Origin of the sequence: Anoxybacillus ayderensis (genome assembly GCF_000833605.1) — a bacterium.
Classification (GTDB): Bacteria; Bacillota; Bacilli; order Bacillales; family Anoxybacillaceae; genus Anoxybacillus; species Anoxybacillus ayderensis.
Genome location: NZ_JXTG01000004.1, coordinates 161,316 through 184,982 on the forward strand (window position 1 = coordinate 161,316; position 23,667 = coordinate 184,982).

Sequence of the window (23,667 nt, forward strand, 5' to 3'; positions counted from 1 at the left end):
ATGGGACGATTGCCCGTTTAGTAATTGCTGACGGTTTGCGCCGTTATCGAGATGAAGCCGTTTATACGCTCGCTTTATGTTCGTATAGACGGGAAGAAGGGTGGAACCACGAAACCAACTCGTCCCTCGTTTTTGGGACGAGTTTTTTTATTTTTTAAAAAAGGAGTGAGCAGCTTTGGTGGATGTAGTAAAAATTACATTTCCAGATGGAGCAGTGAAGGAGTTTCCGAAAGGAGTGACAACGGAAGATATTGCAGCGTCCATTAGCCCAGGACTGAAGAAAAAAGCAATTGCAGGAAAGCTAAACGATCGCATGATCGATTTGCGTACACCGATTGAAGAAGACGGTGCCATTTCGATTATTACGCAAGATATGCCAGAAGCGCTTGACATTTTACGTCATAGCACAGCGCATTTAATGGCACAAGCGATTAAACGATTGTACAAAGATGTGAAGCTTGGCGTTGGCCCTGTCATTGAAAACGGCTTTTACTATGATATTGATGTTGACGTACCAATTACAGCAGAAGACTTACCGAAAATTGAACAAGAAATGAAAAAAATTGTGAAAGAAAACTTAGATATCGTTCGCCAAGAAGTGAGTCGCGAAGAAGCAATTCGTCGCTATACAGAAATTGGTGATCATTTAAAAATTGAACTTATTCACGACATTCCAGAGGGAGAAGTCGTTTCCATTTACGAACAAGGAGAGTTTTTCGACCTTTGCCGTGGGGTGCACGTCCCATCAACAGGAAAAATTAAAGAGTTTAAACTGTTAAGTGTAGCAGGTGCGTACTGGCGTGGTGACAGCAAAAACAAAATGTTGCAACGTATTTACGGTACAGCCTTTTTCAAAAAAGAAGATTTAGATGAATATTTACGTCTTTTACAAGAAGCGAAAGAGCGTGATCATCGTAAGCTCGGAAAAGAGCTTGACTTATTTATGACGTCGCAAAAAGTAGGACAAGGATTGCCGCTTTGGCTTCCAAAAGGTGCAACTATTCGCCGAACAATTGAGCGTTATATCGTCGATAAAGAGCTGTCGCTTGGCTATCAACACGTATATACACCGGTGCTCGGTAGCGTCGAGTTATATAAAACGTCTGGCCATTGGGATCATTATAAAGATGGAATGTTTCCGCCAATGGAGATGGATAATGAACAGCTTGTCTTACGTCCGATGAACTGTCCGCATCATATGATGGTGTATAAACATAAAATTCATAGCTATCGCGAATTGCCAATTCGTATCGCAGAGCTCGGTACGATGCATCGTTACGAAATGTCAGGGGCGCTTACAGGATTGCAACGCGTTCGTGGGATGACGTTGAATGATGCGCATATTTTCGTTCGCCCAGATCAAATTAAAGACGAGTTTAAGCGCGTCGTTAATTTAATTTTAGATGTATATAAAGATTTCGGTTTAACGGACTATTCGTTCCGTCTGTCGTATCGCGATCCGCAAGATAAAGAAAAATATTACGATGACGATGCGATGTGGGAAAAAGCACAAAGCATGTTAAAAGAGGCGATGGACGAGCTCGGACTTGACTATTACGAAGCAGAAGGAGAAGCTGCGTTTTACGGTCCAAAACTAGACGTTCAAGTGCGAACAGCGCTCGGAAAAGATGAAACGTTATCTACCGTTCAACTTGACTTCTTGTTACCGGAACGTTTTGACTTAACATATATCGGTGAAGACGGAAAACCGCATCGCCCGGTTGTCATCCATCGCGGTGTCGTATCAACGATGGAACGTTTCGTTGCCTTTTTAATTGAGGAGTATAAAGGGGCGTTCCCGACATGGTTAGCGCCTGTACAAGTACAAGTTATTCCTGTTTCCCCAGCTGTTCATATAGATTATGCGTATGAAGTAAAACAGGCGTTACAAGCTGCAGGCATTCGTGTTGAAGTCGATGAGCGTGAAGAAAAAATTGGATACAAAATTCGCGAAGCGCAAATGCAAAAAATTCCGTACATGCTCGTTGTTGGGGATAACGAAGTAAACGAACGGGCAGTGAACGTGCGAAAATATGGGGAACAAAAGAGCGAAACGATGCCGCTCGATGCGTTCGTTGACTCCATCGTAAAAGAAGTGCGTAAATAAATAGTTGCATTTTCGCCCCATGTTTGTTATAGTTTTATTTGTTGTGATCAATTGACATCAGTTGACAATGTGTTTTGATATATGGTATATATGTTGAAGTAAAAGTAAATACTTGTTTGAACATAAGCAGAAGCACCCGCTTCTCACCTGATCGACGCCGTATGGCTGTTAGCAGGTTTCATGACAGAAAAATGTTGTGAGCGAGACGTGTGGGTGTATTGTGCCCACACGTTTTTTGTCGTGTGCGTTCTGCTTTAACAAACAAGCTTGAAAAAACCGTGGAGGTGGCTAGTTATTAGCAAAGATTTTATTATTAATGAAAACATTCGGGCACGTGAAGTTCGTTTAGTCGATCCAAATGGAGAGCAACTTGGGATTAAGACGAAGCAAGAAGCGTTAGAAATTGCAGCGCGTTTAAATTTAGATTTAGTGATGGTTGCACCAAATGCGAAACCGCCAGTGTGCCGCATTATGGACTATGGTAAGTTCCGCTTCGAGCAACAAAAGAAAGAAAAAGAAGCGCGCAAAAAGCAAAAAGTGATTAACGTAAAAGAAGTTCGTTTAAGCCCAACGATCGAAGAACATGACTTCAACACGAAATTGCGCAACGCGCGGAAGTTCCTTGAAAAAGGAGATAAAGTGAAAGCGACGATTCGCTTTAAAGGACGTGCGATTACGCATAAGGAAATTGGTCAGCGCGTGCTTGATCGATTTGCTGAGGCGTGCGCGGATATTGGTACGGTTGAGACGGCTCCGAAAATGGACGGCCGCAGCATGTTTTTAGTGCTAGCACCGAAAAACGACAAATAACAAAAGGGAGGAACACCTTATGCCAAAAATGAAAACTCACAAAGGCTCAGCGAAGCGTTTCAAAAAGACAGGAACAGGTCAATTAAAACGTTCACACGCATTCACTAGCCACTTATTCGCAAACAAAACGCAAAAACAAAAGCGTAAACTTCGTAAAGCAACGCTCGTATCAAAAGGCGATTTCAAACGCATTCGTCAATTGTTAGATAACGTAAAATAATTTTAGGAGGGAAATGTTATGCCACGTGTAAAAGGCGGTACAGTCACACGCAGACGTCGTAAAAAAATTCTTAAACTTGCAAAAGGATATTTCGGTTCGAAACATCGTTTATATAAAGTTGCAAATCAACAAGTAATGAAATCGTTAATGTATGCGTATCGCGATCGTCGCCAACGCAAACGCGATTTCCGCAAACTTTGGATTACGCGCATTAACGCTGCAGCGCGCATGAACGGTCTTTCTTACAGCCGTTTAATGCACGGATTAAAGCTTGCAGGAATCGAAGTAAACCGCAAAATGCTTGCTGATTTAGCAGTAAACGATGCAGCAGCATTCACACAACTTGCAAACATCGCAAAAGAAAACTTAAACAAGTAATAAAGGAAATGACCATTCTCCCTTGAGGGGATGGTCATTTTTTATAAGAGGGGGAGAAAAATGGATATAAAAAAATTATTTTCTATGCAACGGCAATTAGATGAGCGAATTGAAACGGAGCGTGGTTTGCGCGGTGAACGTTTAGTTGAGCGCAAGTTGTTAGCTCTTCTTGTTGAAATTGGAGAACTGGCGAACGAAACACGTTGCTTTAAATTTTGGAGTTCGAAGCCGAAAGCGGCAGAAGAAACAATTTTAGAGGAATATGTAGACGGCCTTCATTTTATTTTATCGCTCGGGCTTGATCTTTCGCTTCATGAGCATGTAAAATGGCCGCATGTGCAAGAAAGTCATCCGCTCGTTGAACAGTTTTTACACGTATTTGAAGCCGTTCAGACGTTTCGCGAAAAGATGGACGAACAAGCATACGATCAATTAGTGTATGCGTATGCACAGCTCGGTCATGCGCTTCAATTTAATGCTGAACAAATTGAGCGAGCGTATGTCGCAAAAAACGAAGTGAACCATGAGCGACAAAGTCACAATTATTAACAACTGTCAAAATGTTTAGTATAATGAATGTTGTACATAGAGAGGAGTGACATACGTGAAGAAATTAGATGAAACGTTAACGATGTTGAAAGCGTTAACGGATGCAAAAGGTGTTCCGGGCAATGAACGGGAAGTACGTGAAGTAATGAAATCGTACATCGCTCCATATGCAGATGAAGTCACGACGGATCGTCTCGGTAGCTTAATTGCAAAAAAAGTAGGAAAAGAAAACGGACCAAAAGTGATGATTGCTGGTCACTTAGATGAAGTTGGTTTTATGGTGACGCAAATTGATGAAAAGGGCTTCATTCGTTTCCAACCGCTTGGCGGGTGGTGGGGACAAGTGATGCTCGCTCAACGCGTGACGATCGTAACAAAACAAGGGGATATTACAGGCGTCATCGGCTCAAAGCCGCCACACATTTTACCTGCTGAAGCAAGAAGAAAACCGGTGGAAATAAAAGATATGTTTATTGACATCGGAGCTTCTAGCCGTGACGAGGCGATTGCTTGGGGTGTGCGCCCTGGCGATGCCATTGTGCCATATTTTGAATTCACGGTGATGAACAATGAAAAAATGTTGCTTGCGAAAGCATGGGATAACCGTATCGGTTGCGCCGTTGCGATCGATGTACTCAAACAATTAAAAGACGTCGAGCATCCAAACGTCGTATACGGCGTCGGCACAGTACAAGAAGAAGTCGGCTTGCGCGGTGCACGAACATCTGCTTTTACGATTGAACCAGATATTGCTTTTGCGGTTGACGTTGGCATCGCTGGCGATACGCCAGGTGTATCAGAAAAAGAGGCGATGGGGAAACTTGGCGGTGGCCCGCATATCGTTTTATACGATGCAACGCTCGTTTCCCATAAAGGATTGCGCGAATTCGTCATTCATGTTGCAGAGGAAATGAACATTCCATATCGTTTTGATGCGATGCCAGGTGGCGGAACAGACGCAGGTGCGATCCATATGACGATGCGCGGTGTTCCAGCATTGACCATCTCCATCCCAACGCGCTACATTCACTCCCATGCTGCGCTTCTTCATCGCGATGACTACGAACAAACAGTAAAACTATTAGTCGAAGTCATTAAGCGACTGGATGAAGAGAAAGTAAAAGAAATTACCTTTGATTAAGAGAAGAGAAGTCGACCTGTACACGGTCGGCTTTTTTGGTGCGCTCGGCATGGGTGCAATCTATAGGGTGAAAGTCCCGAACTGCGAAGGCAGAAGTAGCAGTTAGCTTAACGTAAGGGTGTCCGTGGTGACGCGGAATCTGAAGGAAGCGAGCGGCAAACTTCCGGTCTGAGGAACACGAACTTCATATAAGGCTAGGTATCATTGGATGAGTTTGCCAAACAAAACAAAGTCCTTTCTGCCGAAGATGATACAGAGTAAATGAAGCAGATAGATGGAAGGAAAGATTGCACTCTTACCCGAGGAGGTCTGATGGATACGTGAAGTACGCTTCATAACCTACTTAGTGATAGGTAGCTGAACCATCAGAAGTCAGCAGAGGTCATAGTACGAATCGGTGTAGAACGATTCGGAAGGACCGAACAATCAAGAGAAAATAGCCCTTGGCATTCAGTTCGTCATGATGAACACAGAAAACATAGAACCTACCAAGAGAAAGGAAACGGTGAATTCCGTGGGAGATCTCTAGGAGGGTGGAGTGACGACTGGCATAAGAAGATCAGCTATTTACGGAAGGAAGAACGATGCTTTTGAATCGAGAATTCTTGCGTCACTTATCTTGATTGAACCGCCGTATACGGAACCGTACGTACGGTGGTGTGAGAGGACGGAGGTTAACCACCTCCTCCTACTCGATTTTACAACAAGTGATTAAGATTTGATTAAGATTGACAGGAGAAAATTGTTGAAAGTGGTTTTATATACATGTTAGATTATTAATAAAAATTGTACGAACAAAATTGATCCTGGTTATATCAAAGTAAGGTGACGGATTTGCAAGAAAGGATGATTAAAAATATTAATACGTACAATATTAATATCTATTCCAGGAGGAAATATTATGAAAAAGTTATTATTTATTTACGTTTTTTTGATCATTGCATTTATTATTTATGTATATGATTACAATCTACAAATTTCCCACATTAATTCTTTTCATCAAGAGGTTCAAACACTTCAAGGAAAAATAGATGAAAAATACGTGATGGTCACCTTTTTATCGGGAATTGATTATTGGAAAAACTGTTTAAAAGGGTTCGAAGATGCGGCACAGGCGTTAAACGTCTCGGTCGAATATCGAGGAGCAACGCAATATGATGTGAACGAACAAGTGACAGTGTTAGAACAAGTGATTGCTAGAAAACCAGCAGGTATCGCTATTTCAGCAATGGATCCTAACAAACTGACGAAAACAATTAATAAAGCAGTCGAACAAGGAATCCCTGTTGTATTATTCGACTCCGATGCACTTGGAAGTAAAGCGTTTTCTTTTTTAGGAACAAATAACTACAATGCCGGAGCAACAGCTGCACACAAGATGGCTGAACTGCTTGGGAGAAAAGGGAAAGTCGCTGTCATTACATTGCCAAACCAACTAAATCACCAGCAACGAACAAAAGGATTTATTGAAACGATGTACAAAGAATACCCCGGAATAGAAGTGGCGGTGGTAAAAGACGGAAAAGGAGATGCACTTGTTTCTAAGCAAGTAGCACTGGAAATATTGAAACAATACCCCGACCTTTCCGGAATCTTTGTTACCGAAGCAAATGGGGGAGTGGGGGTAGGGGAAGCGGTTTCCCTACTCGCAAAGAAAACAAGAATTATTAGTTTCGACACAGACAAAAGAACGTTAGATATGGTTAAACAAGGCCTTATCGATGCAACGCTTGCTCAAGGCACATGGAATATGGGCTATTGGGCGCTACAATTTTTATTTCATCTTCACCATAAACTAACACCGTCGTTATCATCCGATTATCCGTTGATGCCTTCGTACGTCGATACGGGTATTACAGTTGTTACGAAAGAGAATGTCGATAGTTTTTATGCGAAATGAAAGAGGGATTCATGTTGAAAATGACCCAATATTTTCAGCTTAACAATTTGCCGATTCGTTATAAATTAGTTTCACTTTTATTGTTAATTATGATTTTACCTTCGCTAGGATTAGGAATACTTACTAGTTGGGCGGTAGACCGAACGATTGATAGGCAAATTAATCAAAACACACTTCAGCTGATTAACCAAGTGAACCGAACATTAGAGTTTTATTTAAATAATATGCAAAATATCACGTATTTGGTAGCTTTTAACCCAGAGGTAAAAAATTTTTTAACGGTTGGCGAAACGAATGACGAGTACCGTATTCGTCAATTTTTACGAGGCATTACTACGTTATATCCTGAAGTTGCCGGAATTCTTCTTGTCAACTATAAAGGAGAGTACATTAGCAACGAAATGTATGCTCGTTCGACGAAATCGCTTACAGACGAAACGTGGTACAAAGAAGCAGTTCAAAATAAAGGTATTTTTAAAATCATTGGTCACCCTCATCAACGAAACGTAACGACGCACACGAATTATAAAAATAGCGAAGTAGTATCAGCGGTACGCGCTATTTTAAATCCAGAAACACAAGAAGTCGAAGGTGTAGTATTAGTGGATTTAAAACTAAGGGTCATTGCGGAGGCAACAAAAAACGTTCGTTTAGGAAAATGGGGGTATTTGATGGTAATCGATCATCGGGGAGAAAATATTTATTCTCCTGCTCGCTCGCTAATTGGACAAATTCGAACAGAGTGGTTTAAAAAAGATTCTGGAACGTTCTCACATAACATCCACGGTCGGTATCTTCAGTTCATTTACCAACGTTCGCCATTTACAAACTGGACGACAATAGGGGTTTTTTCTAATCAAGAATCGGCTTTAGAGATTAAAGAAATCCGTTTTTACGTTACTTGCTTCGTCTTTTTTGTATGTTTTATCGGTCTTGGTGCTTCCTACTACTTAGCCCGCTCATTATCAAGGCCGATTGGGCAGCTCATATCCTTTATGGAAAAAGCGGAGGCAGGAGATTTAACGAGCCGTTATCGAGAGAACCGTTCGGATGAGATAGGCATGTTAGGGAAGAGCTTTAATAAAATGCTTGACCAAATTCAGCGTTTTATTTCCCTAGTGGAATGGAAGGAACGCCAAAGATGGGAAGCAGAACTTCGCAGTTTACAAGAGCACATTAAGCCACATTTTCTTTATAACACGCTTGATACGATACACTGGATGGCACGAAAAAGAGGGGCTGATGATGTCGCACAAGTCGTCGAATCGTTATCTAAACTATTTCGTATCGGGCTAAGCAAAGGGAAAGACATGATTCCTTTCTCTGAAGAAATGGAACATATTCAAAGCTATTTAAGCATTCAAAAAGTAAGGTATCAAGAGAAGCTAAATTACACGTTTGCTATTTCCCAAAGTGTTCACGATTTATATATAGTAAAGCTCATACTACAGCCGATTGTGGAAAATGCTATTTATCATGGGATTAAGCAGAGAAGAGGATCTGGGCATATTTTCATTAGAGCAGAAGAAAAAGATGGAAAGTTAATTATTAAAGTGCAAGACGATGGCATTGGAATGTCTCAAGAAGCATTGTCTTCGTTAAGGGAAAGTTTAACCGCTAATTTTACTGCTGGAGGAAAAAAAATAAAAGGTTATGGAATGATGAATGTACATGCAAGAATTCGATTAACATTTGGCGACGCTTATGGCTTAAAAGTAGAAAGCGAAGAAGGAAAGGGAACAACGGTAACAATCGTTCATCCTATCATAAGATGCTAGGGGGGAGAAATGTGCGAACATGGAAAGTATTGATTGCCGATGACGAGGCGATTATTCGTGAGGGGATTAGAGAAGCGATTGATTGGAACGAGTTCCAAATGGAAGTAGTAGCGGAAGCGGAAGATGGAGAAGAAGCGATGGAATTAGCGTTACGCCATCAAATTGATATTCTATTTGTTGATTTGACTATGCCTATTATGGACGGAATTTCTTTAATGAAACAAATAAGAAAAAATCTTTCAAAATGCAGGATTGTTGTCGTCACCGGACATGACGAATTTGCTTATGCTCAAGAAGCGATTCGTTTACAAGTCGACGATTATATTTTAAAGCCAACGAATCCTTCTCATTTGCGTGAAGTGGCGAAAAAAATTCAACAGCAACTAACAAAGGAATTGCAACAATCGGAATATGTTACGTTATTGTCAAAACAAGTGCAAAAAAATTTTCAGCTCATCCGTCAGCAATTTTGTTTAGAATGGATTCATGGTCGATTGAAAGAAATCGAAATCTTTGCCCAATTGCAGTTTTTCAAGCTCCCCTCCACCTGTCCTGTACAACTGGCGGTGATTTACTGGCAAGAGTTTTTCAGCACCAAACTACTAATGAGTGAAAAGGAGAAACAATTGTTCTTTTTTGCTATTGAAAATATCGCTTCGGAGTTGTTAGAGGGAAAAAGAAAAGTGGTTTTTCGCGATACGGTAGGCTTTATTGTGGTATGTTTATGGGATTGGGCCGATGAAGAACTATTTCGCACAATTGAGAAAACGATAAAGCAGTATTTAAACATACAAGCCAATATATACGCTGCAGAGGTGGAAGGAGAACTCACGAAAGTAGCAGACGCATATGAAATCTGCAAAAAGAGGGCGTATAGCGCAACGAATATTTCGCCAATCGTGCGACGAGCAAAACAATATGTACAAGAACATTTTTCCGATCAAACACTTACATTAGAATCCGTTGCTCAATCACTAAACGTTTCGCCTGTATATTTGAGCCGCATTATGAAACAAGAACTAGGGATATCGTTTGTCAATTTTTTAACGGAAGTACGAATTAAAAAGGCGATTCAATTGTTGGTCTCGACACAGCTAACCATTCATGAAATTTCTGAACGAGTAGGGTATGATACACAACACTATTTCAGTACGGCGTTTAAAAAAGTAGTAGGTGTGTCTCCAAATCAATATCGCAAAGGAGCGTTTTTATTTAAGGAAGTTCGGGAAGTTTTATTATAAATTGGTACGTACAAAAAGAGGGTACCCACACACCCTCTTTTTTTGAAAACGCTTTACCAAAGTTAAATTTTTATAAAAAAAGTCTGTTGATTGAAAAGACTGAAAATTTTATAGGTGTTATATTCTAGTTGAATCACACGAATCATTAAAGGGGGAGAAAAGAAGATGAAGAAGTTTTTCACAACATTGATTTTGCTTGTATTTGTATTTGCATTAGCCGCGTGTAGCGGAAAGGAAACAGGAGGAAAAGGGGATGCTGGATTTGTTGGAATATCAATGCCAACAAAGTCTTCTGAACGTTGGATTAACGATGGGGAAAACATGGTAAAAGAGTTTGAAAAGCTCGGCTATAAAACGGATTTGCAGTATGCTGAAGACGTTGTTGAAAACCAAGTATCACAAATTGAAAACATGATTACAAAAGGAGTTAACGTATTAGTTATTGCGCCAATTGACGGGGAAGCGCTTACGGATGTATTAGAAAAAGCGCATAAACAAGGCATTAAAGTCATTTCTTACGATCGTCTTATTAAAAACAGCAAATACGTCGATTACTACGCTACGTTTGATAACTTCAAAGTAGGAGTGCTTCAAGGCTCATATATCGAACAAAAGCTTGGTCTAAAAGATGGAAAAGGTCCATTCAACATCGAATTGTTCGCAGGTTCGCCTGATGATAACAATGCGTATTTCTTTTTCGATGGGGCGATGTCTGTATTGAAGCCATATATTGATTCTGGAAAATTAGTCGTTCGAAGCGGACAAACTGAATTTGATCAAGTAGCTACGTTGCGTTGGGATGGAGCAACGGCTCAAGCACGCATGGATAACTTATTAAGCGCTCATTACACAAATGCAAAAGTAGATGCAGTATTATCTCCTTACGACGGAATTAGTATCGGCATTATTTCATCATTAAAAGGAGTTGGCTATGGCTCAGGAAAACCGATGCCAGTAATTACAGGTCAAGATGCTGAATTGGCGTCTGTAAAATCTATTATCGCGGGAGAACAAACACAAACAGTATTTAAAGATACGCGGGAATTAGCGAAAAAAGCAGTGGAAATGGCTGACGCTGTTTTAAAAGGAGAAAAACCGAAAGTAAATGACACGAAAACATATAATAACGGGGTAAAAGTCGTACCATCTTATTTATTGGAGCCGGTTTCTGTAGACATTTCTAACTACGAAAAAGTGTTAGTAGATAGCGGATATTACACAAAAGACCAGTTAACTAAGTAATCAGGGTGAAATGATATAGTGATAGTCCAAGAGCTATCACTATATCATTTATTTCACAATAGGGAAGTGGTGAGCAATGTCACAATTCATATTAGAGATGCGTGGAATTACAAAAGAATTTCCAGGGGTAAAAGCGCTTGAAAATGTAAATTTGCAAGTGAAAGAAGGAGAAATTCATGCGCTTTGCGGGGAAAACGGTGCAGGAAAATCGACGCTAATGAAAGTGTTGAGCGGTGTCTATCCTTACGGCACGTATAGTGGTGACATTTTATTTAAAGGGGAAGTATGTAAATTTAAAGATATTAAACAAAGTGAGGAGTTAGGGATTGTCATTATTCATCAAGAATTGGCTCTTATTCCTTATTTATCGATTGCGGAAAACATTTTTCTTGGCAACGAACGAGCGAAACGAGGAGTTATTAATTGGAATGAAACGATTGTTAAAACGAAAGAGTTATTGAAAAAAGTTGGATTAAATGAGTCGCCGCATACATTGGTTGGAAATCTAGGGGTCGGGAAACAACAGCTAGTCGAAATTGCAAAGGCATTATCAAAAGAAGTAAAATTATTGATTTTGGATGAACCAACTGCTGCTTTAAATGAGGACGATAGTGAAAATTTGCTGCGGTTATTATTAGAATTTAAGAAGCAGGGCATGACCGCGATTATTATTTCTCATAAACTGAGCGAGATATCGAAAGTCGCTGATTCAATCACGATTTTACGAGATGGAAAAACGATTGAAACGCTAGATATGAGAAAAGACCACGTGACAGAAGATCGAATCATCAAGGGGATGGTAGGACGAGATTTAACGAATCGTTATCCGAAACGAGAATCGAACATTGGCGAAGTAATATTTGAAGTGAGAAATTGGAACGTTTATCATCCTCTTCATAATGAACGAAAAGTCATTGATGACGTCAATTTTTATATTCGGAAAGGAGAAATTGTCGGAATTGCCGGCTTGATGGGAGCAGGACGAACCGAACTCGCTATGAGCATTTTTGGGAAATCGTATGGAAAAAAAATTAGCGGACAAATTTTTAAAAATGGATACGAAATTGATGTCAGCGACGTGAGCAAAGCGATTGAAAACGGAATTGCCTATGTAACAGAAGATCGCAAAGGAAATGGATTAATTTTAATGGACGATATTCGCAAAAATATTACGTTATCGCGGTTAAATAAAGTAGCGAAAAGATTCGTTGTAGATGAAAATCAAGAAATTATAGAGTCGGAGAAATATCGTGAGCGATTGAAAATAAAAACGCCTAGCGTGTTTCAGAAAACGGAAAAGCTAAGTGGCGGAAACCAGCAGAAAGTAGTATTAAGTAAGTGGATTTTTGCTCAACCAGATATTCTTATTCTAGATGAACCAACACGCGGAATAGATGTTGGAGCAAAATATGAAATTTACACAATTATTAACCAGTTAGCACAAGATGGGAAAGGGATTTTACTGATCTCTTCTGAGTTGCCAGAAATTTTAGGGATGTGTGATCGGATTTACGTGATGTGCGAAGGACGGATAACAGGCGAGTTGAACAGAGATGAGGCAACGCAAGAAAACTTGATGAAACTAATGACAAAAATAGAACTTAGGGGGTAACACAAATGCAAATACCGACACAAAAAACAATGACACGCCATCCGGAACCAAGCGAACCAAAGATTCAGCCGTTTGCTCAAATGATTAAAAACAATATTCGGAGCTACAGTATGGTTGTTGCACTTGTGTTAATTATGTTGCTATTTCAACTTTTGACAGACGGAATTTTATTAAGACCCTTAAACGTAACGAACTTAATTTTGCAAAATAGCTACATTTTAGTATTAGCAATCGGTATGATGCTTGTTATTATTACGGGGCACATCGATTTATCGGTAGGATCAGTAGCAGCGTTTGTCGGTGCACTAGCAGGTATCTTAATGGTGCAACATCATGTCCCGATGATTGTTACAGTGGTGCTTTCTCTTTTGTTAGGTGCATTGATTGGCGCATGGCAAGGATTTTGGATCGCTTATGTAAAAATACCAGCTTTCATTGTTACATTAGCCAGTATGTTATTGTTTAGAGGGCTTACGATGGTTGTCTTAAAAGGACAATCGATTGCCCCATTCCCAAAATCGTTTCAAAACATTAGTTCAGGGTTTCTGCCAGATGTGTTTCACGGAAAGAATATCCATTTGCTAACACTTATCATCGGAGGGCTTTTATCTATCTTGTTTATCTGGTTAGAAATTAAAAAAAGAAACAATGCTAAAACGTACGGATTTGACGTAATCCCTGCAGCAATGTTCATAGGTAAGTTAATTAGTATTGTCGTTGTGATTACTGTCTTCTCTTATGTTCTCGCGACATATGAAGGAATCCCGAATATTTTAATCATTCTTGCGACACTTATTGTTGCCTATTCGTTTGTCGCTAATAAGACGATTGTTGGTCGGCATATATATGCAATTGGAGGAAATGAAAAAGCGGCACAACTATCAGGGGTGAAAACGAAAAGGGTCACATTTTGGGTATTTGTGAACATGGGAGTTTTAGCCGCACTTTCAGGATTGATTTTTGCAGCGCGTTTAAATGCAGCGACACCAAAAGCAGGAAACCTATTTGAACTCGACGCCATTGCTGCTTGCTTTATTGGAGGCGCTTCTGCGTATGGTGGCATTGGGACAGTAAGTGGTGCGATTATCGGTGGTCTTGTCATGGGGGTCATGAACAACGGGATGTCGTTGCTTGGATTAGGCATTGATTGGCAACAGGCGATTAAAGGTTTGGTGTTACTTGCGGCTGTTGCGTTTGATATTTATAACAAAAACAAAGCGTCTTAAGGCCAAGATGGTTTCATCTTGGCTATTCTTTTCTGAATATATACGGACAAATAAAAATTGGTATAATGGATGTGTAGATTATTCAACATGGGGTGAACGTTATGAAAGAAAAAAATGTGCCAAAATACTTGCAACTGAAACGAGAAATTTTATCTTGGATTCAATCAGGGAAGTTAAGCCCTAACGAAAAAATACCAACAGAACATGAAATTGCAAACCAATTTCAGTTAAGTCGCCATACAGTTAGACAAGCGTTAGGTGAGTTAGAAAATGAAGGTTGGCTATATAAAATCCAAGGAAGCGGAACATTTGTTTCTAAGCCAAAGCTAGCCAGCAAACAAGAAGTAAAAACAGTAGCGATTTTAACAACATATATTTCCGATTATATCTTCCCGCATATTGTCCGTGGAGCAGAAGAAACGTTGCGCAAAAAAGGATACCGACTATTGTTGGCTAGTACCGATAACGATAAAACGAAAGAGCGTGACCATTTAGAGGCGATGATTCAACAGCCGTTAAGTGGGCTTATCATCGAACCGACAAAAAGCGCTCAAGGCAATCCTAATCTTTCGTATTACTTAACACTCAATAATTTACATATTCCATACGTTATGATTAACGAACGTTATTTAGAAATGAGTTGTCCGTCCATCAAAATGGATGATGAAAGAGGTGGCTATTTGCTTACGGATCATTTAATACAGCTAGGTCATCGGCGGATTGCCGGCTTTTTTAAAACCGATGATTTGCAAGGGGTTAACAGGTTAAAAGGATTTATTCGCGCTCACCAAGAACATGGCGTTTCGTTATCATCCAACCATCTCGTATCCTATACAACGGAAGAAAAAAATACAAAACCTTTAGAACTCGCGCATTCTTTTTTGCAACAGCCACAAGAGGAACGAGTGACAGCAATTGTTTGCTATAACGATGAATTAGCCATTAAATTGTTGGATGTCATTCGACAGCAAGGATTGAGCGTACCGGATGATATTTCGATCGTCGGTTTCGATGATTCTACATTTGCTACAGCTACAGAGGTGAAATTGACAACGATCCGTCATCCAAAAGCGGAAATGGGGATAAAAGCGGCGGAAATGTTAGTTCGAATGATTGAGCAAAACGATGAAATACAAGATATTATTTATCAACCTGAACTAATTGTTAGAGAATCAACAAAGAAAATATAAAAAATGTTCGAACAAAATTAAAAAAGCTATAGAAAAATTGTACGTACAAAATTATAATAGAGGTGAAGAGATTTTTATATAGGGAGTGGAGGAGATGCTCGAAGAATTAAAACAAGTTGTGTTGGAGGCAAACTTACAGCTTCCTAAATATCGGTTGGTTACATTTACTTGGGGGAATGTAAGTGGGATCGACCGTGAACGAGGACTTGTTGTCATCAAACCAAGCGGAGTAGAGTATGACAAAATGACAAAGGATGATATGGTCGTTGTCGATTTAGAAGGAAATGTTGTGGAGGGGAAATTAAAACCTTCGTCTGATACACCCACACATTTAGTTCTATATCAGTCTTTTCCTTATATTGGTGGGATTGTCCATACTCACTCGCCTTGGGCAACGATTTGGGCGCAAGCAGGGAAAGGGATTCCAGCTTTAGGGACGACGCATGCAGACTATTTTTATGGGGAAATTCCTTGTACAAGAAAAATGACGGAAGTGGAAATTAAAGGGGCGTATGAATTAGAGACGGGCAAAGTAATTGTGGAAACGCTCAGTTTTCTCGATCCGATACAAATGCCGGGAGTGCTTGTTCATGGCCACGGTCCATTTGCTTGGGGGAACGATCCGCATAATGCTGTTCATAATGCGGTTGTCCTTGAAGAAGTAGCTAAAATGGCGGCAAGAACATGCCACCTCAACCCAAATGTTCAGCCGATTGATCAGTCTTTATTAGACAGGCATTATCTTAGAAAACATGGTGCTAACGCTTACTATGGACAATGAGGGAGGGGAATGATGATGAAGTACGTAATTGGCATTGACTATGGAACAGAATCTGGACGTGCCGTTCTTGTAGATCTAGAAGGAAATGAAATTGCCGATCATGTCACTCCGTATCCTCATGGGGTGATCGATGAGGTGCTTCCGGAATCAAATGTAAAATTAGAACCAGATTGGGCGCTGCAGCATCCTGGAGATTACATCGAAGTATTGGCTACTGCCGTTCCGGCTGTGTTGCAAAAATCAGGGGTAAATCCTGCTGATGTGATTGGGATTGGAATAGATTTTACAGCATGCACCATGCTTCCGGTTGATGCTTTTGGTGAACCGCTTTGTTTCAAACCTGATTTAAAACATCGACCGCATAGTTGGGTGAAATTATGGAAGCATCATGCAGCTCAAGATGAAGCCAATTTAATTAATGAAATTGCTGCCGAAAGAGGGGAAACGTTTTTACCGCGGTATGGCGGCAAAATTTCGTCGGAATGGATGATTGCAAAAGTTTGGCAAATTTTAAACGAGGCGCCAGATATTTATGAGAAAACGGATTTATTTTTAGAGGCTACTGATTGGGTAGTATTTAAAATGACAGGAAATATTGTCCGAAACAGTTGTACAGCCGGTTATAAATCGATATGGCATAAACAGGAAGGCTATCCGAGCAAAGAGTTTTTTCGAGCGTTAGATCCTCGTCTTGAAAATTTGACGGAAACAAAATTGCGCGGTGATATTGTTCCGCTTGGTACAAAAGCGGGGGAACTAACGAACGAAATGGCAGCGATGATGGGACTTCTTTCGGGTACGGCGGTTGCTGTTGGGAATGTGGATGCTCACGCTGCCGTTCCGGGAGTTGGGGTAGTAGAGCCGGGCAAATTAGTGATGGCGATGGGCACATCGATTTGTCATATGTTGTTAGGAACGGAAGAGAAACGTGTTGAAGGAATGTGCGGGGTTGTCGAAGATGGAATTATTCCGGGGTATCTTGGCTATGAAGCGGGTCAGTCGGCGGTAGGAGATATTTTTGCGTGGTATGTAGAACAGGGGGTTCCAGCTTATGTGAAAGAAGCAGCTGAAAAAGAAGGAATCGGTATCCACGAATGGCTGGAAAAAAGGGCGGCTGCGTATAAACCGGGGGAAACTGGCTTATTGGCGCTAGATTGGTGGAACGGTAACCGCTCTGTATTAGTCGATACGGATTTGACAGGATTAATGGTTGGTTACACGTTGTTAACGAAGCCAGAGGAAATTTATCGAGCTTTGCTCGAAGCGACTGCATTCGGCACTCGAAAAATTATTGACGCTTTTGTTGAAAGCGGTGTCAAAGTGGAGGAGCTCTATGCTTGCGGCGGGCTTCCGCAAAAAAATAAGTTATTGATGCAAATTTATGCGGATGTAACAAATCGCCCAATTAAAGTAGCGGCTTCGAAGCAAACTCCTGCTGTTGGGGCAGCGATGTTTGCAGCGGTGGCAGCCGGAAAAGAAAACGGAGGATATGAATCGATTGCTGAGGCTGCCAAAAAAATGGGGAAAGTCCGCGATGAAGTGTTTAAGCCGATACGAGAAAATGTAGCCATTTACGAACAACTATATCAAGAGTATGTGAAACTGCATGATTATTTCGGACGCGGCGGAAACAATGTGATGAAACGATTAAAATCGATTAAAGAAAATGTAGGATTAAAAGAATCAGTGAATATCTAATAGATGTGAGGAGAGGTTTTTATGCTACAGTTGCGGCCATATGAATTTTGGTTTGTTACAGGAAGCCAGCATTTGTACGGAGAAGAAACGCTGAAACAAGTAGAAGAGCATTCGAGAATGATCGCCGAAGGTTTCGGGCGGGATGAGACGCTTCCGTTTAAAGTCGTTTTTAAATCGGTTGTGACAACACCTGACGGAATTCGGAAGCTTTGTATTGAAGCGAATGCTGATGACGATTGTGCGGGAATCATTACGTGGATGCATACGTTTTCTCCTGCGAAAATGTGGATTGGAGGTCTTTCGCAGTTAAGAAAGCCGTTGTTGCATCTTCACACACAATTTAACCGCGAGATCCCTTGGAACAGCATTGATATGGATTTTATGAATTTGAACCAATCGGCCCATGGAGACAGGGAATATGGTTTTATCGGATCCAGAATGGGCATTGCGCGGAAAGTGGTCGTCGGTCATTGGGAAGATCCGGATGTTCGCGAACGAATTGCCGGCTGGATGCGCACGGCGGTTGCAGCGACAGAAAGCCGTCATTTAAAAGTAGCCCGTTTTGGTGATAACATGAGGGAAGTAGCAGTGACAGAAGGAGATAAAGTCGGAGCGCAAATTCAATTTGGTTGGTCTATTAGCGGCTATGGTATCGGCGATCTTGTTCAGTATATAAAAGAAGTGCCAGAGCAGAAGGTAAATGAACTTTTTGACGAATATACAGAACTATACGATATTGTTCCAGAGGGGCTTCGCGAAGGAACAGTGCGCGATTCGATCAAAGAACAAGCTCGGATTGAACTTGCGCTAAAAGCGTTTTTAGAAGAAGGGAATTTTACTGCATTTACGACGACATTTGAAGATTTGCATGGAATGAAACAGCTCCCAGGACTTGCGGTCCAACGTTTGATGGCGGAAGGATATGGGTTTGGCGGTGAGGGAGATTGGAAAACGGCAGCACTTGTTCGGATCATGAAAATTATGGCCGATGGAAAGGGAACGTCGTTTATGGAAGATTACACGTATCATTTGGAATCAGGAAACGAGTTAATCCTTGGCGCTCATATGTTAGAAGTGTGTCCAACCATTGCTGCTACTCGTCCGAAACTCGAGGTTCATCCTCTTTCGATTGGCGGAAAGGCTGATCCAGCTCGTCTTGTTTTTGACGGTGGTGCAGGAGCGGCGGTAAATGCATCGTTAATTGATATTGGACATCGTTTCCGCCTCATTGTGAACGAAGTTGATGCGGTAAAGGTAGAAAAAGAAATGCCAAAACTCCCTGTTGCAAGAATCCTATGGAAGCCGCGCCCATCGCTTCGTGATTCGGCAGAAGCGTGGATCTTAGCTGGAGGTGCTCATCATACGTGCTTCTCATTTTATGTCACTACAGAGCAACTGCAGGACTGGGCAGAAATCGTGGGTATGGAATGTGTAGTGATTAATGAGTATACATCTATACCAGCGTTTAAAAATGAATTAAAATGGAATGACGTGTTTTGGCGCGGGTAAGTATATGTATTATATTTTTTTAAAGAAGGGATATGACTAAAGGAGTTTATGTTTTTAGATTGCCTTTTATTATCTTGGAAGGGAAGAAGGTAAATGAGCCCTAAAAAAGCAAACATGATCATCGAAAAAGACTTCAAAATCGCCGAAATCGACAAACGAATTTATGGATCCTTCATCGAGCATCTTGGTCGTGCTATATACGGAGGGATTTATGAGCCAAGCCATCCGACGGCTGATGAAAATGGCTTTCGGCAAGATGTTATAGAATTGGTTAAAGAGTTGCAAGTGCCAATTATCCGCTATCCAGGCGGGAATTTTGTGTCCGGTTACAACTGGGAGGACGGAGTGGGGCAAAAAGAACAGCGACCGCGGCGTCTGGATTTGGCGTGGCGGTCGGTGGAAACGAATGAAATTGGCTTGAATGAATTTATGGATTGGGCCAAGATGGTCGGAGCCGAAGTGAATATGGCCGTCAACTTAGGGACGCGCGGCATTGATGCGGCACGCAACTTAGTCGAATACTGCAACCACCCATCGGGCTCCTACTACAGCGATTTGCGCATTTCCCATGGCTATAAAGAGCCGCATAAAATTAAAACGTGGTGCTTGGGCAATGAGATGGACGGTCCGTGGCAAATCGGTCATAAGACGGCTGTTGAGTACGGACGAATCGCCTGTGAAGCGGCCAAAGTCATGAAATGGGTTGATCCAACGATTGAACTTGTTGTGTGTGGAAGTTCAGGAAGAAATATGCCGACATTTGCGGAATGGGAAGCGACCGTTTTGGATCATACGTATGAACATGTTAATTATATTTCTCTCCATCAATACTTTGGAAACCGAGATAATGATACAGCTAATTACTTAGCGATGTCGTTGGAAATGGATGATTTTATTCGTTCAGTTGTCGCCATTGCTGATTATGTAAAGGCGAAAAAACGAAGCAAAAAAACGATCCATCTTTCATTTGATGAGTGGAATGTATGGTACCACTCGAACGAAGCGGATAAACAAATTGAGCCGTGGACCGTGGCACCGCCTCTGTTGGAAGATATTTATAACTTTGAAGATGCTCTCCTTGTCGGCTGTATGCTCATTACGTTAATGAAACATGCTGATCGGGTGAAAATGGCTTGTTTGGCTCAATTAATTAACGTTATTGCGCCGATTATGACGGAAAAGAACGGTCCAGCTTGGAAACAAACGATTTATTATCCGTTCATGCACGCCTCTGTTTATGGAAGAGGGGTGGCGTTGCACCCGATTATTTCGAGCCCAAAATATGACAGCAAAGACTTTACTGATGTCCCGTACTTAGAATCCATTGCGGTTTACAATCAAGAAAAAGAAGAAGTGACGATTTTTGCGGTCAACCGTGACATAGAAGATGCATTATTACTAGAATGTGATGTCCGTAGTTTTGAAGACTACCACGTCATTGAGCATATCGTTTTGGAACATGAAAATGTGAAACAAACGAACTCGGCGAAATCTTCCCTTGTTGTACCACACCCAAACGGTGATGCTCGGCTATCTGATGGGAAGTTATTAGCTACACTATCAAAGTTATCATGGAATATCATCCGTTTGCGAAAATGATATGGAGACATGAACTGAATCGATAGTGAATCGATTTTTTGATTAATTTTAATTTCATTGAACGGCACATAAAAGCTAGTGTGTTAAAAATGTATAAAAATCAAGTAACTATTCAGCCACATTATAAAGTGAGCTGAATATTTTTTTGCGTTATCGATGATTTTTTGTGCATGATAAGATTGCGATTCAAGCGGATGATCTATTTAATGAAGCGTACACATCTATCTGGCACAGAGCCGAAAATGAAATTTTATTTTGGGGTGAAAGGACGAACGTTAACGGAGGCAAAACAACAACTAGAGCAATTAGAAACGGCGATGATGGCTTGTGTATTTGAATTAATCGGTGGCAATTTCACAGATTCAATAATATAAAAATGGACTATTTTTAAGAAATTTATAAAATAATCTTGAATTTTACTTAAATTTAAACTAAAATTTTACTAAACCTAGTTTTTCTGTATTTAAGAGAGAGAACTTTTAGAATAAGTTTGTATTACCATTCATTTGTAGAGGAGAAGTAATAATGGAACAATTAAAGCACGATTATATCAATATATTTGGAATGGGTGAAAAAAAACACATGTTCTTCGCCCCTGGGCGTGTCAACTTAATCGGTGAACATACAGATTATAACGGAGGGTATGTGCTTCCTTGTTCATTGCATATCGGAACGTATGCGGTTGCCAGATTAAATGATGATGGGATGATTCGGCTCTATTCAAAAAACTTTCATGAAGATGGAATTGTTTCGATGACAAAAGAAGAACTTGCCTATGATGAGCGTCATGGATGGGCGAATTATCCAAAAGGAATGATCCAAGCACTTATGCCGAAACATGTTCAAAAGGGGATTGATGTCTTATACTATGGCAACATTCCAAATGGGGCAGGGTTATCTTCTTCTGCTTCTATTGAGCTTGTGACCGCCGTCATGTTAAACGAGTTGTTTCAACTAAACATAGAGATGATGGAATTAGTAAAAATCAGTCAAAAAGTCGAAAATGAATATATCGGTGTGAATTGTGGTATTATGGATCAATTTGCGGTTGGAATGGGGAAAGCAGGACATGCGCTATTGCTTGATTGCCAGACGCTCCAGTATGAATATTTGCCTCTTTCTTTAGAAGATTGCTCGATTGTTATTGCAAATACGAATAAAAAGCGAGGTTTAGCCGATTCAGCATACAATGAGCGACGCGCGACATGTGAACAGGCGCTCGCCAAATTACAGCGCTATGTAAGTATTCACTCTCTTAGCGATTTAACGACTGAGCAGTTTAACGAATATGCACATATTCTTTCATCGACAGAACAAAAACGAGTGCGTCATGTCGTTTCAGAAAATGAACGGACGAAACAAGCTGCCTTTGCTTTACAACAAGGAGATTTGCATACGTTTGGACAACTCATGCGCCAATCACATGAATCATTGCGTGATGATTATGAAGTGACCGGAAAAGAGTTAGATACGCTCGTGGAAGCAGCGTGGAAACATAAAGGTACGATTGGGGCGCGCATGACAGGAGCGGGGTTTGGCGGTTGTACAGTAAACATTGTAAAAGACGATCATATTCCGTCGTTTATCGAAGAAGTTGGGCAAATGTATGAAATGGAAATAGGATATGCACCAAGTTTTTACGTAGCGAAAATTGGTGACGGGGCGAAACAACTGACAAAAGAAGGGGAGAGCATGCGATGATTCTCATTTGTGGTGGGGCAGGATATATCGGGAGTCATGCGGTGTATCGTTTCATTGAAAAAGGAGAACAAGTTGTTGTTGTTGATAATTTACAAACAGGGCATCGAAAAGCTGTTCACCCAGATGCCCTTTTTTACGAGGGCGATATTCGTGATCGTCACTTTTTAAGCGACATATTTAAAAAGCATGAAATAGATACAGTGATTCATTTTGCGGCTCATTCCCTTGTTGGAGAAAGTGTGAAAAAGCCATTAGCTTATTACAACAATAATGTTTATGGAACAGAAGTGTTGCTTCATGTCATGAATGAACATGGCGTAAAACAAATTGTATTTTCCTCAACGGCTGCGGTGTATGGGGAGCCAAAACAAATTCCGATTCAAGAGACAGATGAAACGAATCCTGAAAGTCCGTATGGTGAAACAAAACTAGCGATGGAAAAAATGATGAAATGGGCGAACGTCGCATACGGTATTCGCTACATTTCTTTACGATATTTCAACGTCGCTGGCGCGTATGGAACGATGCTTGGCGAAGACCATCGCCCAGAGACACATGTCATTCCTCTTATTTTGCAAGTGCCGCTAGGAAAACGAGAAGAGTTTCATATTTTTGGAGATGACTACGACACATATGACGGTACTTGTATTCGCGATTACATTCACGTATTGGATTTAGTAGATGCTCATATGTTAGCCGTGGAAAAACTAAGAAAGGGGAGTGAAAGTAACATATACAATTTAGGAAATGGCAACGGTTTTTCTGTCAAAGAAGTCGTTGAAGCAGCACGTCGTGTCACAGGGCATCCGATTCCCGCCAAAATGATGCCGAGACGCCTTGGGGATCCTGCTCGCTTAGTTGCTTCATCCGAAAAAGCGAAACGCGAGCTCGGATGGAAGCCGATGTACACAACGATAGAGGAAATTATTGCTTCGGCATGGGAGTGGCATCAAGCGAATCCGAACGGATATGAAGAGGTGTAAAC

Annotated in this window: 20 protein-coding genes and 1 other annotated feature; all 20 genes read left to right on the plus strand. The window is 40.9% G+C overall.

Going from position 1 to position 23,667, the window contains the following annotated elements:
- Positions 1 to 175 precede the first annotated feature (175 nt).
- Positions 176 to 2,107 carry a threonine--tRNA ligase gene (gene thrS / locus JV16_RS06430; RefSeq protein WP_042534774.1) on the plus strand — a complete coding sequence of 644 codons (1,932 nt, stop codon included), beginning with the start codon at positions 176 to 178 and terminating at the stop codon, positions 2,105 to 2,107.
- A 118-nt stretch (positions 2,108 to 2,225) separates the two neighbouring features.
- Positions 2,226 to 2,349: a sequence feature (ribosomal protein L20 leader region), on the plus strand.
- A gap of 25 nt (positions 2,350 to 2,374) precedes the next feature.
- A complete protein-coding gene (gene infC / locus JV16_RS06435) occupies positions 2,375 to 2,917 on the plus strand; it encodes a translation initiation factor IF-3 (RefSeq protein ID WP_004889092.1) in 543 nt (180 codons plus the stop codon).
- Between the two features lie 19 nt (positions 2,918 to 2,936).
- The gene (rpmI, locus tag JV16_RS06440; protein WP_003397838.1) at positions 2,937 to 3,137 is read left to right on the plus strand and encodes a 50S ribosomal protein L35; all 201 of its coding nucleotides are present in this window, start codon (positions 2,937 to 2,939) and stop codon (positions 3,135 to 3,137) included.
- Between the two features lie 18 nt (positions 3,138 to 3,155).
- Entirely contained in the window at positions 3,156 to 3,515 is a 360-nt protein-coding gene (gene rplT, locus JV16_RS06445; RefSeq protein WP_003397837.1) for a 50S ribosomal protein L20, read from the plus strand.
- Between the two features lie 60 nt (positions 3,516 to 3,575).
- Entirely contained in the window at positions 3,576 to 4,064 is a 489-nt protein-coding gene (locus JV16_RS06450) for a dUTP diphosphatase (RefSeq protein WP_042534776.1), read from the plus strand.
- 55 nt (positions 4,065 to 4,119) lie between these two features.
- Entirely contained in the window at positions 4,120 to 5,205 is a 1,086-nt protein-coding gene (locus JV16_RS06455; RefSeq protein ID WP_042534777.1) for a M42 family metallopeptidase, read from the plus strand.
- 901 nt (positions 5,206 to 6,106) lie between these two features.
- Positions 6,107 to 7,105 carry a substrate-binding domain-containing protein gene (locus JV16_RS06460; protein ID WP_042534779.1) on the plus strand — a complete coding sequence of 333 codons (999 nt, stop codon included), beginning with the start codon at positions 6,107 to 6,109 and terminating at the stop codon, positions 7,103 to 7,105.
- A gap of 11 nt (positions 7,106 to 7,116) precedes the next feature.
- Positions 7,117 to 8,883 carry a cache domain-containing sensor histidine kinase gene (locus tag JV16_RS06465; RefSeq protein ID WP_042534781.1) on the plus strand — a complete coding sequence of 589 codons (1,767 nt, stop codon included), beginning with the start codon at positions 7,117 to 7,119 and terminating at the stop codon, positions 8,881 to 8,883.
- Positions 8,877 to 10,124, plus strand: coding sequence for a response regulator transcription factor (locus JV16_RS06470; RefSeq protein WP_042534782.1), 1,248 nt, complete (start codon positions 8,877 to 8,879; stop codon positions 10,122 to 10,124). Before JV16_RS06465 ends, JV16_RS06470 begins: the two co-directional genes overlap by 7 nt.
- Positions 10,125 to 10,289: 165 nt before the next feature.
- Positions 10,290 to 11,366 carry a multiple monosaccharide ABC transporter substrate-binding protein gene (chvE, locus tag JV16_RS06475; protein ID WP_042534784.1) on the plus strand — a complete coding sequence of 359 codons (1,077 nt, stop codon included), beginning with the start codon at positions 10,290 to 10,292 and terminating at the stop codon, positions 11,364 to 11,366.
- Between the two features lie 76 nt (positions 11,367 to 11,442).
- Complete coding sequence (gene mmsA / locus JV16_RS06480) at positions 11,443 to 12,978, plus strand: multiple monosaccharide ABC transporter ATP-binding protein (RefSeq protein WP_042534786.1); 1,536 nt, start codon at positions 11,443 to 11,445, stop codon at positions 12,976 to 12,978.
- Positions 12,979 to 12,983: 5 nt separating this feature from the next.
- The gene (gene mmsB, locus JV16_RS06485) at positions 12,984 to 14,204 is read left to right on the plus strand and encodes a multiple monosaccharide ABC transporter permease (protein WP_042534788.1); all 1,221 of its coding nucleotides are present in this window, start codon (positions 12,984 to 12,986) and stop codon (positions 14,202 to 14,204) included.
- A 101-nt stretch (positions 14,205 to 14,305) separates the two neighbouring features.
- Complete coding sequence (locus JV16_RS06490; protein WP_042534790.1) at positions 14,306 to 15,394, plus strand: GntR family transcriptional regulator; 1,089 nt, start codon at positions 14,306 to 14,308, stop codon at positions 15,392 to 15,394.
- Positions 15,395 to 15,488: 94 nt separating this feature from the next.
- Positions 15,489 to 16,175: an L-ribulose-5-phosphate 4-epimerase gene (gene araD, locus JV16_RS06495; RefSeq protein ID WP_042534792.1), complete on the plus strand. Its 687-nt coding sequence runs from the start codon at positions 15,489 to 15,491 to the stop codon at positions 16,173 to 16,175.
- 9 nt (positions 16,176 to 16,184) lie between these two features.
- Positions 16,185 to 17,873: a ribulokinase gene (locus JV16_RS06500; protein ID WP_042534794.1), complete on the plus strand. Its 1,689-nt coding sequence runs from the start codon at positions 16,185 to 16,187 to the stop codon at positions 17,871 to 17,873.
- A 21-nt stretch (positions 17,874 to 17,894) separates the two neighbouring features.
- The gene (gene araA / locus JV16_RS06505; RefSeq protein ID WP_042534796.1) at positions 17,895 to 19,382 is read left to right on the plus strand and encodes an L-arabinose isomerase; all 1,488 of its coding nucleotides are present in this window, start codon (positions 17,895 to 17,897) and stop codon (positions 19,380 to 19,382) included.
- Between the two features lie 93 nt (positions 19,383 to 19,475).
- Positions 19,476 to 20,981, plus strand: coding sequence for an arabinosylfuranosidase ArfA (gene arfA, locus JV16_RS06510; protein WP_042534798.1), 1,506 nt, complete (start codon positions 19,476 to 19,478; stop codon positions 20,979 to 20,981).
- Between the two features lie 206 nt (positions 20,982 to 21,187).
- Entirely contained in the window at positions 21,188 to 21,355 is a 168-nt protein-coding gene (locus JV16_RS15660; protein ID WP_160289321.1) for a hypothetical protein, read from the plus strand.
- 148 nt (positions 21,356 to 21,503) lie between these two features.
- A complete protein-coding gene (locus JV16_RS06515) occupies positions 21,504 to 22,682 on the plus strand; it encodes a galactokinase (RefSeq protein WP_042534799.1) in 1,179 nt (392 codons plus the stop codon).
- Positions 22,679 to 23,665, plus strand: coding sequence for a UDP-glucose 4-epimerase GalE (gene galE / locus JV16_RS06520; RefSeq protein WP_042534801.1), 987 nt, complete (start codon positions 22,679 to 22,681; stop codon positions 23,663 to 23,665). Before JV16_RS06515 ends, galE begins: the two co-directional genes overlap by 4 nt.
- Positions 23,666 to 23,667: the final 2 nt, after the last annotated feature.

Coding starts and splice junctions, on each gene's coding strand:
- rpmI (WP_003397838.1), top strand. CDS start 2,937: ATGCCAAAAATGAAAACTCACAAAGGCTCAGCGAAGCGTTTCAAAAAG.
- rplT (WP_003397837.1), top strand. CDS start 3,156: ATGCCACGTGTAAAAGGCGGTACAGTCACACGCAGACGTCGTAAAAAA.
- JV16_RS06450 (WP_042534776.1), top strand. CDS start 3,576: ATGGATATAAAAAAATTATTTTCTATGCAACGGCAATTAGATGAGCGA.
- JV16_RS06460 (WP_042534779.1), top strand. CDS start 6,107: ATGAAAAAGTTATTATTTATTTACGTTTTTTTGATCATTGCATTTATT.
- JV16_RS06465 (WP_042534781.1), top strand. CDS start 7,117: ATGTTGAAAATGACCCAATATTTTCAGCTTAACAATTTGCCGATTCGT.
- JV16_RS06470 (WP_042534782.1), top strand. CDS start 8,877: ATGCTAGGGGGGAGAAATGTGCGAACATGGAAAGTATTGATTGCCGAT.
- chvE (WP_042534784.1), top strand. CDS start 10,290: ATGAAGAAGTTTTTCACAACATTGATTTTGCTTGTATTTGTATTTGCA.
- mmsA (WP_042534786.1), top strand. CDS start 11,443: ATGTCACAATTCATATTAGAGATGCGTGGAATTACAAAAGAATTTCCA.
- mmsB (WP_042534788.1), top strand. CDS start 12,984: ATGCAAATACCGACACAAAAAACAATGACACGCCATCCGGAACCAAGC.
- JV16_RS06490 (WP_042534790.1), top strand. CDS start 14,306: ATGAAAGAAAAAAATGTGCCAAAATACTTGCAACTGAAACGAGAAATT.
- araD (WP_042534792.1), top strand. CDS start 15,489: ATGCTCGAAGAATTAAAACAAGTTGTGTTGGAGGCAAACTTACAGCTT.
- JV16_RS06500 (WP_042534794.1), top strand. CDS start 16,185: ATGATGATGAAGTACGTAATTGGCATTGACTATGGAACAGAATCTGGA.
- araA (WP_042534796.1), top strand. CDS start 17,895: ATGCTACAGTTGCGGCCATATGAATTTTGGTTTGTTACAGGAAGCCAG.
- arfA (WP_042534798.1), top strand. CDS start 19,476: ATGAGCCCTAAAAAAGCAAACATGATCATCGAAAAAGACTTCAAAATC.
- JV16_RS15660 (WP_160289321.1), top strand. CDS start 21,188: ATGAAGCGTACACATCTATCTGGCACAGAGCCGAAAATGAAATTTTAT.
- galE (WP_042534801.1), top strand. CDS start 22,679: ATGATTCTCATTTGTGGTGGGGCAGGATATATCGGGAGTCATGCGGTG.